Below are 14,712 nucleotides of genomic sequence, written 5' to 3'. Positions count from 1 at the left end.
GTCCCCTCCCCTAACTCAAGACTTCTGGAACATGGCGAGCATGCGCCGTGTGACCATGAAGCCGCCGAAGATGTTGATGCCGGCCATCAGGACCGACAGTGCGGCGAGGATGATCACCAGGAAGTTGCCCGACCCGATCTGCATAAGGGCGCCCAGAATGATGATCGAGGAGATGGCATTGGTGATCGCCATCAGCGGCGTGTGCAGCGAATGGCTGACATTCCAGATGACCTGGAAACCGACGAAGCAGGCGAGCACGAAGACGATGAAGTGGCTCATGAAGCTGGCCGGTGCATAGAGACCGGCAAGCAGGATCAGCGCACCGCCGGCGGCAAGCAGACCGACCTGGTTGCGGGTCTGCGTCTTGAAGGCGGCGATTTCCTGGGCCCGCTTTTCTTCCGCCGTCAGTTCCTTCACCTTTTCCTTCGGCTTGGCAGCCGCGATCGCCTGGATCTTCGGTGGCGGTGGCGGATAGGTGATCTCGCCGTCCTTGGTGACGGTCGCCCCCCGGATGACGTCGTCTTCCATGTTGTGCACGACGACGCCGTCCTTGGCCGGCGTCAGGTCCGTCATCATGTGGCGGATGTTCGTGGCATAGAGCGTGGAGGACTGGGCGGCCATGCGGCTCGGGAAGTCGGTATAGCCGACGATCGTCACACCATTGTCGGAAACGATCTTCTGGTCGGGCACGGTGAGATCGCAGTTGCCACCACGCTCAGCGGCGAGGTCGACGACGACGGAGCCGGGCTTCATCGCGGCGACCATGTCGGCGAGCCACAGCTTCGGCGCATCACGGCCCGGGATCAGCGCCGTGGTGATGACGATATCGATCTCCGGTGCCAGTTCGCGGAACTTCGCGAGCTGTTTTTCGCGGAATTCCGGCGAGGACGGTGCCGCATAACCACCGGTCGCAGCGCCATCCTGGGTGGCTTCGAATTCGAGGAAGACGAACTGCGCGCCCATGCTTTCGATCTGTTCGGCAACTTCCGGACGCACGTCGAAGGCATAGGTGATGGCGCCAAGCGAGGTCGCCGTGCCGATCGCGGCAAGACCGGCAACGCCGGCGCCGATGACCAGAACCTTCGCCGGCGGAACCTTGCCGGCAGCGGTCACCTGACCGGTGAAGAAGCGGCCGAAATTGTTGCCGGCCTCGATGACGGCGCGGTAGCCGGCAATGTTGGCCATGGACGACAGCGCATCCATCTTCTGGGCTCGGCTGATGCGCGGCACCATATCCATGGCAACGACGGTCGCGCCCTTCGATTTGGCCTGCTCCAGCAGGGCTGAATTCTGCGCCGGATAGAAGAAGGAGATCAGTGTCTTGCCCGGGCCGAGGCGGTCCACTTCGGACGTTTCCGGCGGGCGTACCTTGGCGATGATGTCCGCACTCTCGTAAAGGGCTGCCGCCGTCTCGACCACCGTCACGCCAGCGGCGCGATAGGCGTCGTCAGACAAGCCCGCCGCTTTGCCGGCACCGCTCTCGATGACGCAGTCATAGCCGAGCTTCTGCAACTGGGTGGCGCTGTCAGGCGTCATCGCGACGCGAGCCTCGCCGGCATAAACCTCTTTAGGCGATCCGATCTTCAATCCCATCTCCCTTGATCCTCGCTCCAAAACGCTGTTCCCCGTGGGGGATACCCCTGGGACTCTCCGCAGCGGAGAGCAGCAGAAGCGGGGGCGGCTGTCCAGCCCGCTTGAAGGCTTAAGTGTCCGTTTCTCGCCGGGGCCAAACACTTAAAACGATTTTTGCTGCACCGCAGCAGATGGCAGCGTCAGGCTTTCCAGATGGAACAAATATCGCCGATCCCTGTTTTCCCGATGGAACAACCAAAGGAACAAACAATGCTGCACTGGATCCTGATTTTTCTCCTGATCGCCGCCGTTGCCAGCCTTCTCGGCTTTCGCGGTGTCGCCGGCGCGTCTGCCGGCATCGCCAAGATCCTCATCTTCGTCGTGCTCGTGATCCTGATCATCGCGCTCTTCACCGGCGTTATCATCGTGGCGTGACCATCGCGATCAGCCAGAAACAGAAAAGGCTCGCACCACCGTGCGAGCCTTTTCTGTTTGGGAGCGATGCCGTCAGATGAAGGGACGGATCCGCAGATCGCCCGGCACCCAGCCGGCGATGGCACGCAGGCCCTCCGGATCCAGGATCTCGCAGCCGCGATCACGCCAGCGGATCAGTTCACGATCCGAGAGCTTCTTCAGGGTCTTGTTGGTGTGGACGATGGAAAGCCCGAGCGTGTCGGCAAAATGCGTCTGCGTGACCGGAATGTGCCGCCGGTTCTCGTCCAAAAGCCCAGCCAAGACGCCGCGATCATAGAGGAAGGCCAGGAGATAGGAGGCACGCTCCAGCGCCGACCGGCGGCCGATACTGAGCAGATGTTCGTCGAGAATGACCTCTTCGCGCGCGGCGAGCCAGGTCAGGTCGAAGCCGAGACCGGCATGACGCTCGAACAGGGAAAACAGCCGGCTGCGCTCGAAGACACACAGCGTCATCGCCGTCATCGCCTCGACCGAATGCTGCATCTCCGCCATGACGGCACCTTGCAGGCCGACCATGTCTCCCGGCACCACGTAATTGAGGATCTGCCGCCGTCCGTCTTCCAGGATCTTGTAGCGGAAGCCCCATCCCGAGAGGACGGTGTAGAGGTGCGCGCTTCGGGCCCCTTCGACAAGCACGGTCGTGCCGGGATCCGCTTGAAGCTCACCGCGCTTGAACTGCGCGACGAATTCCAGTTCCTCCTCGCTGAAGGGACGAAACTGCTTCATGCGACGCAAGGGACATTCATAGCAGCTGACACGGACGGGATTTGGGCGTGGTTCAGCAACCATGGACGACCTCGCAGAATGGCCACACTGTTCCCTTATGGAACCCATGCGCCGACATGTCTTTTTTAAATGACGCTCCCTCCCTCGAAGACCATAAAGCGGTCCGAAACGAAGGATTGAACATGCCTCCAGCGCCGCTCCGCATCCTGATTGCGGATAACCAGTACCTGATCGCCATGGAGGTAGAGCGGATGCTGTTGGAAACGATCGCCTGCACGGTCGTCATAACGCCGCTGGCACGACTGCAAGACCAACTCGCCACATCCCATTTCGACGTCGTGGTCCTGGATGCGGCCGGCACCGAACAGCTGAACGTGTCTCGCGCCAACGCCATTTCTGCCGCTGGTGCAAAGCCGGTGTTCCTGTCGTCATATATCGACCACGGTCGGAACCAGAGCATCGTCTCCCTCCATCCCGTGGTGGCCAAGCCACCGCTGCCAGAGCCGTTGGCTGCCGCCGTTCTGGAGGCAGCCAATCGTCGGACCTCAGACGGCGAAAGCCTTCTTGATAACAGCTGAACTGTTGGCATCCGGACCGTAGTCACCTTCTCCGCTGACACCCAGGATTTCCTGCAGCTTGTTGCGGGCACGGTTGATGCGGCTCTTGATGGTGCCGACGGCGCAGCCGCAGATCTCGGCGGCCTCCTCATAGGCAAAGCCGGAGGCCCCGACGAGGATGATGGCTTCACGCTGGTCGCTCGGCAGCTGATCAAGCGCACGCTTGAAATCCTGCAGATCGAGTGAACCATACTGCTGGGGGTGGGTGGAAAGCTGGGAGGTGAAGATACCGTCGGTGTCGGACACTTCGCGACCACGCTTGCGCATCTGCGAGTAGAACTCGTTGCGCAGGATGGTGAACAGCCAGGCCTTCATGTTGGTGCCAGGCTCGAAGTGGTCCTGTTTTGCCCAAGCCTTCATGATCGTGTCCTGCACGAGATCGTCAGCCACATGGTGACGGCCGGTGAGCGACACGGCAAATGCACGAAGATTGGGTAGCGCTGCCAGAAGATCGCGCTTGAACGAATGGTCGGTCGACTTTGCGTCAACAGTCATCGAGCAGCTTCCCTGTTTTGAATGCTTTCTTCCGCGCGGCGCTCCGCCACATCAAGGCGCTCCAGCAACTCCAGGAACCGCTGCGGAATGCCTTCTTCCTGGACCGACTGATAAAATTCGCGCAACTGAGCCGACACGCCGGGATGAAAGGCCGCCATACCAGGCAGGCCGTCCGACACTGTCACTTTTTTTGAGTTTTCTGTCATGTGGTCCAACGGGTTTGAGCGATTGTCGGCAGGTAACGCCCGATCCGCCACAATGTTCCAGAAAAAACGACTTTTTCATTGGCAGCTTATCGATTGTGATTGGCCGCGATCAAGAGGGAACAAAGACCATCGGGGCACGTTTTTCCGTCATCGCAACAGGAGGAACCCCCTATGCTGTATTACGCTCTCGTCTTTCTCGTCGTCGCCCTCATCGCCGGCGTTCTCGGCTTCGGCGGCATCGCCGGTGCATCTGCCGGTATTGCCAAGATTCTTTTCGCCATCTTCATCATTCTCTTCCTCGTTTCGCTCGCCATGCGCCTGTTCCGCCAGGCCTGATCGGGCGATCCGGCAAAAAGAGGAGGCCGCTGCCCAAGGCGCGGCCTCCTCTTTTCGTTTGGAGATGGGAAGAACAAAGAGGGATGGAAGCGAAGATCTTCTTAGGCCAGGATCCAGATCAGCGCGGCGACGGCGACAACGAGGAGTGCGATCACGACGCGCTGGGTGAAGCTGCCGTAAAGCGGAGGGACCTGCGATTCCAGATCCCGGTCGAGGCCGGCCTCCTGGGCCATGTCACGCGTCTGCGCATCGACCGGCTGGCCTCGCCTGTCGTCGCCATGTTCGCCCGCCGCAGCAGCGCCAGTGTCGGGTGTAAAGCCGTTCATCGGATATCCTGGAAGCGTTCAAGCGGGATCGGAACGCGGTTCGGAACCGCCGGCAACATTGCCTGCGCTTCGACGCTACCGGCGCTCGCCGGCGTTGCCTTGAGAGCCATCAGTTTCGCTGGATCGATGTCCTGACGGATGGACTTGCCGGCAACGAGATCAGCGCTGACAGGCACACAGTCTCCATAGACCAATTGTGCCATGCTGCGCGCACGGGTCAGCTCCTTGTTGAGGGATGCATAGCACGCTTCGTCGTTCTGGTAAGAAATGACGGCGACCGGCTCTTCCAGGCAGGTCGCGTCCTGCGGGTGGCAGGCGACGATAACCATAAGGGCTGCCATACTGTTCATGACCAATCTCCACGTTACTCAATCGTTAACGCGGAGAAACGGTCAGAAGTTCCGGAAGAGCCGGAAATGCAAGGGGTCACAACGGTCTGGCAGTCGCCGAGGAGCGGATCAGACCATGGATATACTTGAGTTTTTCAAACACCGGTTCTGAAAGAACGAAAGGATAGAGATCCTGCTGCCCCATGCTGCGATTGATGCTGTTGATCGCAAGCGTGAGCGGGACCCAGGCGCGGATGAGGGATTCGACCGTGCCGGTCGCATAGCTGTCGAAGGTACGCCGCAACTCGATGCCGACGGCATCCGTCTCCACGTCGGGATTGGTCCGCAGGCCGAAGGCATCTGCGGTATCGAGAGCATCGACGATGTGGAAGTAGTGGGCGAAGGTCTCGGCGAAATCCTCCCAGGGGTGGCTCGCAGCATAGGCCGAGATATAGCTCTGCTCCCAGCCCAATCCGGGACCTTCCGTATAATGCCGTTGCAGCGCCTCGCCATAATCCAGGCGCTCGTCTCCGAACACGGCACGGAAGTCGTCGAAGGCACCGCGGTCGCGCACCAGCACATTCCAGTAGTAATGCGCAACCTCATGGCGGAAGTGACCGAGGAGCGTCCGGAAGGGCTCGCCGAGCGCAACCCGTCTTGCCTCGCGTTCGGGATCCGATGCCTCGGCAATGTTGAGCGTGATCAAGCCCTCGGCATGGCCGGTCAGCACATGCCCCTCCTCGCCCTCTGCTTCCGGATCATCCGCAAGGAAGGCGAAGCCCAGGCCCTTCTCCGGATCTTCGGTCCGGGTCTGAAGCGGCAGACGGAACCGCAGGAGGGAATAGAAGAGGCCGCGTTTGGCCAGTTCGATCTTCTGCCAGTTCGTCTGGTTCTCGACGAGCGTGAGGTCCGGAATGGTGACATTGTGACGGCAGGCAACACAGAAACCGGATGGGTGCCCGTCATCGACCAGCCAGTTGCAGCCGCCGAGCTCGGCATTGGCGCACGCCATAACTGGGCCGATCGCCGACTGACCGGGGGCAAGGATCGGCGTTCCCTCCGGATCGAGCGAGATCATCTCCAGGGCGGCCGGCCGAAACGCGAGGCGCGCGCTGCAGGTCACACAGCCGTTGTTTTCGAAATGCACGACATTGCTACAGTTGCTGCACGTAAAAAGGCGCATGGCGGCTCTCACAGCTGAAGGGGGGGCCGCCAGACCGGCGGATCGAGATCAGTCGAATGTCTCGAGCGGAAATGTCAGCTCGTAACGAACAAGTCCGTTTTTCAGGTCGTGTTTCGCCTGGCCGTTGACCGATGACGGCACGACCCGCTCCAGCACGGTGCTGCCGAAGCGGCTCGCCTTGGCGTCCCTGCTCTCGTCGATCCCGGAGAATGGCTCCTCCCAGATGATCTTGACGACGGGACCCTCTGGCAATTCCTGCCGTCGGCAGCTCACCTCGATCGGCCGGCGTCTTTGCAGGAAATCGCCATGGCTGACAGCGTTGACCACCAGTTCATGCAGAGCCAGACCGATATGCAGGGAGGCGTTCGGCGTCAGAAGCACATCATCGCCGGAGACGTGAACAAGATCCCCATTCTCCTGGATGTAGCGCTCCACCTGCTGCTTCAACAGGTCGCGGAAATAGGCACCGCGCCAGCTCGAATCGGTGATCAGGTCCTGCGACTGGGACAAGGCATGCAACCGCCCACGGAACTTTCCGAGGAAGGTGTCGAGCGAGCCGGCATAACGGGCCGTCTGCGAGGCGATGCTCTGGATGATCGCCAGCAGGTTTTTCGATCGGTGACTCACCTCGCGCAGCAACGCTCTCAAAAGCCGTTCGCGACGACGGTCTTCCGTCCTGTCGATGACGACGGTGATCAGGTGAAGATCGTGGTTATCCATCTCCGCCATGCGGCAACGGAATTCGAAGAAGGTGTCGTCGGCCGCCTCGATCTCGAGTTCGGCGCGATCGCCGGGATTCTTGAGGCCGGCCTTCATTTCGACGAGCCGCTCCCCGATCTCCTTGCCGAAGACCGTGGTGTCGGACGGCGTGACCCCAGGCGTCAGCTTCCAACGCGGAGGGAGCGACGTGATGCAGACATACGTCCCATCGCGGCTCTGCAAAATGAGGCTCGCACCCACGTCGATCAGTGCGGTTATGAAGAACTCACGCAGCTGATCCTCGCCGCGCTGAGGTTCAAACCATGTCAACCGATGTACCAAGTGTGATGCTCCGCCGTTTGTCGGCTCCTCGGCCCTCCGCAGCTCAAAGAGCTGGAGAGAGGCCGAACTCCATGAAGATCGCGCGCCTTATGCCTGTTCCGATACCCGTTCGTTGAAAAACAATGCCTGACTGATCAGGGCCTTGACCATGTCCGGATTGAAAGGCTTCGTCACCAGGAACGCGGGTTCCGGACGTTCGCCGGTCAGAAGCCGCTCCGGGAATGCCGTGATGAAGATGACAGGCACCGTGTCGACCTTCAGGATGTCGTTGACGGCATCAATACCGGAGCTGCCGTCTGCGAGCTGGATGTCGGCAAGCACCATCTTCGGGTTGGTGCGCTTGTAGAGATCGACAGCCTCCGCATGGGTGCGGGCGATGCCGGTCACGCGGTGACCCAGATCCTCGACCATCTGTTCGATGTCGAGGGCGATCAGCGGCTCGTCTTCGATGATCATGATATCGGTCGCCACCTGGCGCGAAATTTCCATCGAGGCCTCGTTGAACAAGGAATTGAACTCCGCTTCGGACACGCGCAGGACGCTGGCGGCTTCCGCCGTGGAGAACCCTTCGACCGTGATCAACAGGAAGGCATGGCGCGCCCGCGTCGGAACGGTCGCAAGATTGGCCGCAGCGCGCTTTTCCCAGGCGAAAGGCGATACGATCGGCGGCAGCTCCACCTTGGTGGAATCGTAGATCGTCACGAACAGCCGGTAGAGGGCGACCCGATCGTCACCCGTATCCGGGAAGATCGAGATATCGGCGATCAGGGCCTCCAGAACCGCTGCAACATAGGCGTCGCCGGATGTCTGCGAACCGGTGACGGCGCGTGCATATCGCCTGAGGTACGGAAGATGGACGGCGACGCGGGCGGTAAGGGACATGCAATTCTCCAATCGAAGTGGAATATGGTGCGGACTCGGCGAAAAACGCATGAAACAAAAAAGAGTTCCACCGTTCGGAACTTTTTTGCATCATGATGCTTATGAGGCTAATTCCCATCTCGCACAATCTCGTCTCGAGAGACAATGGAACGCGAAGATCATGACCGGCACCCCTCCGGATAAACCGGAAAAATCGACGAAATCCTCAGGAAACAAGCAAGTGAACGCGAATGCCATCATCGCCTCCAAGCTCAGAAGCTATTATGACGGGATCATTGACGAAGGCACCCCCGACCACTTGCTGTCGCTCCTGGAACGCCTCCACGAGGCAGAAATGAAATCCAAGAAATAACCCGCGTCCAATACTGGGCTATTCCCGGTTAATCAGTCTCGATCTGAGTTGTGCTGCAGCCGGGTCACGCCGTAGACGAGTGCGGCGACCGTCACGGCACCGAGCAGCGATCGCCCCCTGAGCAAAGCCGGCACGCCCGCCAGAAGCTGCAAGGTCATGGGGTCGGGGAGGCGCGCCCGCGCCGCCCGCCTTTGCGCCTCCAATTTCCGTTCGCTGCGCCGGTTGACCAGAGCGATGATGCCCGCAATGACAATCGCGGTTATGGCCGTGACACCACCGACGATGACGGCTGCGAGCGGCCCGCCCACCTCATGCGAGAGATACAGGCCAAGCGCCACCAGCAGCGACACATAGGTGGTCAGCGCGAGCACGGCGATGACGGCCCCACCGATGAGCAGCCGGGTCAAGCGGCGGGCTGTCGGTTTCACCTTGCCGAAGGCGAGTATTCCCAATTGCTGGAAGAGTGGCAGCATGTTCAGCGCCGGCTGAGCAGAGCAAGGACATAGCCAACGCCGGCGGCCATCGCCAGCGACTGGAAGGGCTTGGCGCGGACATAGGCTTCGACATCCTCTTCAATCGTGACCAGCGTATCGCGTGCAGATTCGATATATTCCTGAGACGTCTGGCCCGCCTCGCGGATCTTGCCGCTGCCGAAGGATGCCAGCGTCTGTGTCAGCGCTGCAATATCGCGACGGAGGTTTTCGAGTTCGGCCTGGACATCGCCGCTAGTCGCATTGGAATCGGTGGATGCTGCTTCAGCGAGGCTGTCTGCGACATCGTCAGCCATGCGCTCAACGTCGCCCTTCGGTGCGCCCGATACGTGTTCCATAATGCGTCTCCTTGTTTGTCTGGTTGATCCCACAACGCCGCAAGGCGGAGAGTGTTCCGGCGCGACACACGATTGTTCCATTCGTTTGAAGGATTTCCGCGTGGAACTCAGGCCGCGTTTCGACGTTTTCCCATCCGAGGACATGAGCCTCGAAAATTTACCAGACACGGGAGAACACCGATGAATTGGAATCAGATCGAAGGCAATTGGGAACAGTTCAAGGGCAAGGCCCAGACCCAGTGGGGCAAGCTGACCGGTGACGATCTCGACGTCATCAACGGCAAGCGCAAGGAACTGTCCGGCAAGATCCAGGCAGCCTATGGCAAGACCCAGGAAGAAGCCGATCGCGAGATCGACGACTGGATGTCCCGCCACTAAGACCGCAAGGTTTTGAGTTTCCAGAAACCCGGAAGCAGCCGCTTCCGGGTTTCTTGTTGTCTCACGCAGCCACGGTCGTCGCGCCGTAGGTGACGCCCTTTTCCTTGAGCCAGCGACGATAGGCAATCGACGAGGCATCCGCCCGGGTCGGGATTTCCTTGCGCGGCTCCAGCGGCAGGAGCACCGGCCGCTGATTTTCCAGAATGATGCGATCCTGCAGAAAAATCATCTGCTGGAAATGGATGAGCTCCGTCGTCGTCGAGACATCGTCGATCAGATACATGATCGGATGCGCCCGGCAGCGGCCAGGATCGAGCGGCTGGACGAAGAGCCCGATGACATCCCAGCGATTGGTGGCGTTCGGGCAGGTCTTGTAGAGGATCGTCGTGAACGGCGTCATCACGCGGTACATGTATTGCGTGGTGATGCCGTCCTGCGCCGACAGCGCCGCCTGCGGCTGGAAGAAGGTGCAGTTGGTCGCCCAGACCTCGTCTTCCTCGCGCCGGATCTCGACATCGTAGCTTTGCACCTCCGTATGCGGTTCGGCGCCGAGAACATCGGTGTGCACGAAGGGAAAATGCGCCATGTCGAGAAAGTTCTCGACGATGCGAAGCCCTGATGCCTTCACGGTCACGACACCGCAGGGCACGTAACGCCGGTCCGGCTCGTCGGCCTCCGGCAGCGGAAAAATCTCGCGTTCGGGCTGGCCCAGTGTCGCCCAGAGGAAGCCGAAGCGATGGCGCAGCGGCAGCGGCTCGGCCCGCCCCTCGGCAAAGACCTCGATCGCCCCATCCGCTTGCCTGACGACGGTGAGATCCGTTCCAAGCAGCCGGTTCTGCGACCGTCCGACGGGGATCACCGCCTCGGTATCGAGCACATACCACTGATTGAGCGAAGCCTGGTCGATACCGATCTGCATGGTCAAGTCTTTCCTCTGGAGCACGGGAGAAACCGCTTGAAACCCGATTATGCCCGCCGCTAGATTGCCCAAAAATTAGAGCGCGCACAATTGCAAGGCAACACTGATCCCCATCCGATGACGGCAAAGACCGACCAGGCGACCGTCAGCTTCACCTTTTCCGGAAGGCTGGAGCCGCAGGGTTTTGTCGCGTTCGCCGAACATCGTGCGACCCGGCTGTCGCTCGGCCTGACGATTGCCTCGTGTGACCACGAGTACTGTCGCCTGACGCTCTCAGGCCCGGAAGCGCTGATCGACGCCTTCGAAATGGCTGTCAGCCTAGGGCCCTATGACAGCATCGTGCTCGACGTATCACGATTTCAGACAGACGACGACCTGCCCGAAAAGGCCGCATCATGACATCAGCCTCTCCCTGGATCCCCGTCGCGCTCTCCGCCGACATCGAAGCCGGCACCTCTGCCGGAACGCTGGTCAACGGCGAGGAGCGTGTCGTCTGGCGTGACGACAAGGGGGCGATCCATGTCTGGGAGGACCGCTGTCCGCATCGCGGCATGCGCATGAGTTTTGGCTTCGTGCGCGGCGACCACATCGCCTGCCTCTATCACGGCTGGCGCTACGACACCGGTGGGCAGTGTCGCTACATTCCGGCCCACCCGGATCTCGACGTGCCCCAGACCATCAAGGTCCCGACTTTTGCCGCAACCGAACGCGCCGGCGTCGTCTGGATGGCGCCGGAAGGGGCGGATGCGGCTGAGCTTTCGGCACTTCCTGAGACGGCCGAACCAGTGCGCAGCCTATACCTCGACATGTCGGCGGAAGCGGCTCTTTCGGCAGTAACGATAGCACTGCCGGAGGGCTACAGCGTGAGCGCATCCTCAGCCACCACGGTGACCCTGCAAGGAAACGGCACGACCGTGCTGATCGCAGCCCAGGTCCGCGATGCCGAGCGCACAGCACTCCACATGACCGTCACCGGCGACATCTCGACGGCCACCCGCCGCACCCTCGCACTCTGGGCCACAGACCTCCGCAACCGCCTCGAAGGCCGCTCAATGGAGGCCGCGTGATGATCAGGCTTTACGATTACCATCTCGACGAAAACGGCTTTCGCGTTCGTCTTCTCCTCTCCATGCTCGGCCTTGCCTTCGAGACGGTTGCCGTCGACAAAGCACCGGGCCGCGAGCAGGAAAAGCCTCACATGCTAGCGCTCAACCCGACCGGCACGCTGCCGATCCTCGAAGACGGCGATGTCAGGCTCTTCGGCACCGCCGCGATCCTCGCTTACCTCGTCCGCGCCCATGCGCCCGATAGTCCCTGGCTGCCTGCCGATGCCGCAGACTTCGGACGCGTCCAGCAATGGCTGGGTTTTTCCGGCCGCGAGCTGAAACCCGCCGTCGACGCCCGCGAGGCAGCGCTCTTCACTTCCGAAGGCGCCAGCAACAGCGATCTCGAGGCCGCGCGCAAAGCCTTCCGCATCATGGAGGACCATATGACGCTGCAGCAGATCGAAGGTTTTGACTGGTTCGTCAGCGCCAACCCGACACTGGCCGATCTCGCCCTCCTGCCAAGCTTTGCGCTCTCGCGCGACTGCGGCATCGATCACGACGAATACCCGGCGCTCCGCCGCTGGCTGCGCCGTTTCCGGGCGCTTCCGGGCTTCATTACCATGCCCGGCGTACCGGATTACCACTGACCTGCCTTGCTGGCCGAAAGCCGCTGGGCTAGGTCGATAACAACGCAGGGAGGTCCGCCATGATCCGCATCGTCTTTCTCGACCGCGACACGCTGTCGCCGGAAACCGTGGTCCGCGCGCCCTCCGTGCCGCATGAGATGGTGGTCCATGCCCGCAGCGCCCCGCATGAAGTGGCCGAACGCATCCGCGACGCCGATGTGGTGATCACCAACAAGGCTCCCGTCCGTGCCGAAGCACTTGCCGGCGCCGCGAAACTCAAGCTGATCGCCGTCGCCGCCACGGGCACCGATATCATCGATCTCGTGGAAGCGAAGGCGCGTGGCATCGCCGTCTGCAATATCAGGAACTATGCCAAACACACGGTGCCCGAACACACCTTCGCGCTGATGCTGGCGCTGCGCCGCTCGATCCTGCCCTATCGCCAGTCGGTGATCGAAGGACGCTGGCAGCAGGCGGCGCAATTTTGCTATTTCGATTATCCCATCGCCGATCTCGGCGGCGCGACGCTCGGCGTGATCGGCCATGGCACGCTTGGCCAGTCGGTGGGCAAGATCGCCGAAGCCTTCGGCATGACGGTGCTCGCCGCCGGTCGTCGCGGCGCAACCGAGCTGAAGCCCGGCCAGACGGCTTTCGACGAGATCCTGAAGCGCTCGGACGTGATCACGCTCCACTGCCCGCTGACGCCGGAAACGCGCGGTCTGATCGGTATCAGAGAATTCGGCCTGATGGAGCGCAAGCCGCTCCTGATCAACACCGGCCGCGGCGGTCTGGTCGACGAATTGGCGCTGGAAAAGGCGCTCGATGCCGGCCAGATCTCCGGCGCCGGCTTCGACGTCACCGATGGCGAACCGCCCGCGCCAGACAGCCCGATGATGCGGATCGCGTTACGCGAAAACGTCATCCTCACCCCGCATGTCGCCTGGGCGAGCCGCGAGGCAATCCAGGCGCTGGCCGACCAGCTGATCGAAAACATCGAGCTTTTTCTCGCCGGCACGCCCCGCAATCTTGTTGGCTGATCCGGCTTAGGCAGTAGGACTATCGCATGGGAATACCCCCCTCTGTCACTGCGTGACATCTCCCCCACAAGGGGGGAGAGCGGAGCGCCGCGTTTGCCGATCCCTTGGCGACGCCAACGGAATGCGAACGGGCCGGCCGTTCAGCCAGTCTCCCCCCGTGTGGGGGAGATGCCCGGCAGGGCAGAGGGGGGTCCGTTCCCTATGTAACAGCCCAGCCCTTGCCCTTTGAGAACGACGCATATCTAACTCTTTCAAAACACACGGGAGGACGGCATGCGTTATCTGGAAGCGGACTATCGGGGCGACGAGATCCTGACGGCGAAAAAGGGCGCCATTGGCCTGATCGCCCTCAACCGGCCGCGTGTGCTGAACAGCCTTTCCCACGACATGATCCTCGATTTCGGCAAGGCGCTTGATGCCTTCGAAGCCGACCGACAAGTGGCAGCGGTCCTCGTCACCGGCGAGGGCGAACGCGGGCTTTGCGCCGGCGGCGATATCAGGATGTTCTATGAAAGCGGCAAGGCCGGCGACGGCAGGGCCTCCGAATTCCTGAAAGCCGAGTATCGCCTGAACGCCCGCATCGCCCGCTTCAAAAAGCCCTATGTCGTCGTGATGGACGGCATCACCATGGGCGGCGGCGTCGGCATCTCCAGCCATGGCAGCCACCGCATCGTCACCGAAACGACGAAACTTGCCATGCCCGAAACCGGCATCGGCTTCTTCCCCGACATCGGCGCCACCTGGCTCTTGTCCCGCGCCTCCGGCGAACTCGGCACCTGGATGGGGCTATCAGGCGAGGCGGTGAACGGCGCGGATGCCATCACCGCCGGCTTCGCCGACTGGTATGTGCCGCAAAACCGGGTGACAGAACTTCTGGAGCGGATCGCCGCCCTGCCCGCACCTGCCCTTGGGGCAACCATTGCCTCGACGATCCGCGACTATACCGTCGATGGACCGAAGGGCATTTTCACCGAGGGCCGCGAGATGATCGACCGCTGCTTCGCCTTCGACACGGTCGAGGAGATCATCGCCGCCCTCGAAATGGAAAAGTGCGACCTCGCCACCAGAACGCTCGTCGCCATCAGTGCCAAATCGCCGACCAGCCTGAAGGTGACGCTCAGGATGCTGCGCGAGGCCCGCCGCTCGAAAGACCTCGAAACCTGCCTCGAACGCGAATTCGCCGGAACCTTGCAGGTGGTGAAAGTCCCCGACTTCTACGAAGGCATCCGCGCCGCGATCATCGACAAGGACCGGAACCCGAAATGGGACCCGGCGACGCTGGAGGATGTGACGCCGGAGAGTGTGGCTGCGTTTTTTGTGGCGCGGGATGAGCGGTTG

Annotated in this window: 22 protein-coding genes; 10 read left to right on the top strand and 12 right to left on the bottom strand. The window is 61.4% G+C overall.

The features are described from left to right. Positions 1-15 precede the first annotated feature (15 nt). The gene (locus DMY87_RS23455) at positions 16-1,593 is read right to left on the bottom strand and encodes a Re/Si-specific NAD(P)(+) transhydrogenase subunit alpha (RefSeq protein ID WP_425353526.1); all 1,578 of its coding nucleotides are present in this window, start codon (positions 1,591-1,593) and stop codon (positions 16-18) included. A gap of 249 nt (positions 1,594-1,842) precedes the next feature. Between DMY87_RS23455 and DMY87_RS23450 the strand changes: the two genes are divergently transcribed. Beyond that, the gene (locus tag DMY87_RS23450; protein WP_099058977.1) at positions 1,843-2,007 is read left to right on the top strand and encodes a DUF1328 domain-containing protein; all 165 of its coding nucleotides are present in this window, start codon (positions 1,843-1,845) and stop codon (positions 2,005-2,007) included. Positions 2,008-2,079: 72 nt separating this feature from the next. Here the strand turns inward: DMY87_RS23450 and DMY87_RS23445 are convergent, their stop codons facing one another. Then, positions 2,080-2,835 carry a Crp/Fnr family transcriptional regulator gene (locus tag DMY87_RS23445; RefSeq protein ID WP_110794063.1) on the bottom strand — a complete coding sequence of 252 codons (756 nt, stop codon included), beginning with the start codon at positions 2,833-2,835 and terminating at the stop codon, positions 2,080-2,082. Between the two features lie 119 nt (positions 2,836-2,954). Here DMY87_RS23445 and DMY87_RS23440 point away from each other — a divergent pair, with 119 nt between their 5' ends. Further along, on the top strand, positions 2,955-3,350 hold the full coding sequence (locus DMY87_RS23440; RefSeq protein ID WP_110794062.1) for an ANTAR domain-containing protein: 396 nt from the start codon (positions 2,955-2,957) through the stop codon (positions 3,348-3,350). On the opposite strand, the gene DMY87_RS23435 is transcribed toward DMY87_RS23440, so the two are convergent. Both DMY87_RS23435 and DMY87_RS23430 read right to left on the bottom strand, forming a co-directional pair. Further along, a complete protein-coding gene (locus DMY87_RS23435; RefSeq protein WP_062280489.1) occupies positions 3,318-3,884 on the bottom strand; it encodes an RNA polymerase sigma factor in 567 nt (188 codons plus the stop codon). The two genes, DMY87_RS23440 and DMY87_RS23435, sit on opposite strands and share 33 nt — an antisense overlap. After that, the gene (locus tag DMY87_RS23430; protein ID WP_165826441.1) at positions 3,881-4,090 is read right to left on the bottom strand and encodes a NepR family anti-sigma factor; all 210 of its coding nucleotides are present in this window, start codon (positions 4,088-4,090) and stop codon (positions 3,881-3,883) included. The genes DMY87_RS23435 and DMY87_RS23430 overlap by 4 nt, the downstream gene beginning before the upstream one ends. A gap of 171 nt (positions 4,091-4,261) precedes the next feature. Here DMY87_RS23430 and DMY87_RS23425 point away from each other — a divergent pair, with 171 nt between their 5' ends. Next, positions 4,262-4,426 (top strand): DUF1328 domain-containing protein, encoded by a 165-nt coding sequence (locus DMY87_RS23425; protein WP_082511077.1) that lies wholly within the window; start codon positions 4,262-4,264, stop codon positions 4,424-4,426. Positions 4,427-4,527: 101 nt separating this feature from the next. Here the strand turns inward: DMY87_RS23425 and DMY87_RS23420 are convergent, their stop codons facing one another. From DMY87_RS23420 to DMY87_RS23400, 5 genes are all read right to left on the bottom strand, one after another. Next, complete coding sequence (locus DMY87_RS23420) at positions 4,528-4,752, bottom strand: hypothetical protein (RefSeq protein WP_110794060.1); 225 nt, start codon at positions 4,750-4,752, stop codon at positions 4,528-4,530. Next, positions 4,749-5,102: a hypothetical protein gene (locus tag DMY87_RS23415; RefSeq protein WP_245409032.1), complete on the bottom strand. Its 354-nt coding sequence runs from the start codon at positions 5,100-5,102 to the stop codon at positions 4,749-4,751. Before DMY87_RS23415 ends, DMY87_RS23420 begins: the two co-directional genes overlap by 4 nt. A gap of 76 nt (positions 5,103-5,178) precedes the next feature. Continuing rightward, positions 5,179-6,264, bottom strand: coding sequence for a zinc-binding metallopeptidase family protein (locus DMY87_RS23410; protein ID WP_110794059.1), 1,086 nt, complete (start codon positions 6,262-6,264; stop codon positions 5,179-5,181). 48 nt (positions 6,265-6,312) lie between these two features. Further along, positions 6,313-7,293, bottom strand: a complete 981-nt coding sequence (locus DMY87_RS23405) for a sensor histidine kinase (protein ID WP_245409031.1) — start codon at positions 7,291-7,293, stop codon at positions 6,313-6,315. Between the two features lie 99 nt (positions 7,294-7,392). Beyond that, complete coding sequence (locus tag DMY87_RS23400; protein WP_110794057.1) at positions 7,393-8,187, bottom strand: response regulator; 795 nt, start codon at positions 8,185-8,187, stop codon at positions 7,393-7,395. A 49-nt stretch (positions 8,188-8,236) separates the two neighbouring features. Here DMY87_RS23400 and DMY87_RS24490 point away from each other — a divergent pair, with 49 nt between their 5' ends. Beyond that, positions 8,237-8,539: a NepR family anti-sigma factor gene (locus DMY87_RS24490; RefSeq protein ID WP_245409030.1), complete on the top strand. Its 303-nt coding sequence runs from the start codon at positions 8,237-8,239 to the stop codon at positions 8,537-8,539. Positions 8,540-8,571: 32 nt separating this feature from the next. Here the strand turns inward: DMY87_RS24490 and DMY87_RS23390 are convergent, their stop codons facing one another. Together DMY87_RS23390 and DMY87_RS23385 are read right to left on the bottom strand one after the other, a co-directional pair. Then, entirely contained in the window at positions 8,572-9,012 is a 441-nt protein-coding gene (locus DMY87_RS23390; RefSeq protein WP_110794055.1) for a hypothetical protein, read from the bottom strand. A 2-nt stretch (positions 9,013-9,014) separates the two neighbouring features. Beyond that, positions 9,015-9,368 (bottom strand): ElaB/YgaM/YqjD family protein, encoded by a 354-nt coding sequence (locus DMY87_RS23385; RefSeq protein WP_245409029.1) that lies wholly within the window; start codon positions 9,366-9,368, stop codon positions 9,015-9,017. 180 nt (positions 9,369-9,548) lie between these two features. Between DMY87_RS23385 and DMY87_RS23380 the strand changes: the two genes are divergently transcribed. Beyond that, entirely contained in the window at positions 9,549-9,746 is a 198-nt protein-coding gene (locus DMY87_RS23380; RefSeq protein ID WP_110794054.1) for a CsbD family protein, read from the top strand. A gap of 61 nt (positions 9,747-9,807) precedes the next feature. Here the strand turns inward: DMY87_RS23380 and DMY87_RS23375 are convergent, their stop codons facing one another. Beyond that, positions 9,808-10,665: an aromatic ring-hydroxylating oxygenase subunit alpha gene (locus DMY87_RS23375; RefSeq protein WP_110794053.1), complete on the bottom strand. Its 858-nt coding sequence runs from the start codon at positions 10,663-10,665 to the stop codon at positions 9,808-9,810. A gap of 117 nt (positions 10,666-10,782) precedes the next feature. Here DMY87_RS23375 and DMY87_RS23370 point away from each other — a divergent pair, with 117 nt between their 5' ends. The 5 genes from DMY87_RS23370 to DMY87_RS23350 form a co-directional block, all read left to right on the top strand. Further along, a complete protein-coding gene (locus tag DMY87_RS23370; RefSeq protein WP_110794052.1) occupies positions 10,783-11,064 on the top strand; it encodes a hypothetical protein in 282 nt (93 codons plus the stop codon). Beyond that, positions 11,061-11,732 (top strand): Rieske (2Fe-2S) protein, encoded by a 672-nt coding sequence (locus tag DMY87_RS23365; protein WP_110794051.1) that lies wholly within the window; start codon positions 11,061-11,063, stop codon positions 11,730-11,732. The genes DMY87_RS23370 and DMY87_RS23365 overlap by 4 nt, the downstream gene beginning before the upstream one ends. Continuing rightward, a complete protein-coding gene (locus DMY87_RS23360; RefSeq protein WP_110794050.1) occupies positions 11,732-12,358 on the top strand; it encodes a glutathione S-transferase family protein in 627 nt (208 codons plus the stop codon). The genes DMY87_RS23365 and DMY87_RS23360 overlap by 1 nt, the downstream gene beginning before the upstream one ends. Before the next feature lie 59 nt (positions 12,359-12,417). Further along, positions 12,418-13,374, top strand: a complete 957-nt coding sequence (locus DMY87_RS23355) for a D-2-hydroxyacid dehydrogenase (RefSeq protein ID WP_110794049.1) — start codon at positions 12,418-12,420, stop codon at positions 13,372-13,374. A gap of 273 nt (positions 13,375-13,647) precedes the next feature. Next, on the top strand, positions 13,648-14,712 hold a 1,065-nt coding region (locus DMY87_RS23350), incomplete at its 3' end, for an enoyl-CoA hydratase/isomerase family protein (RefSeq protein WP_110794048.1).

This window comes from Peteryoungia wuzhouensis (genome assembly GCF_003205195.1).
Taxonomy (GTDB): domain Bacteria; phylum Pseudomonadota; class Alphaproteobacteria; order Rhizobiales; family Rhizobiaceae; genus Allorhizobium; species Allorhizobium wuzhouense.
The sequence above is the reverse complement of the archived record's forward strand: the minus strand, read 5'-3'. Positions and strand labels throughout refer to the sequence as shown.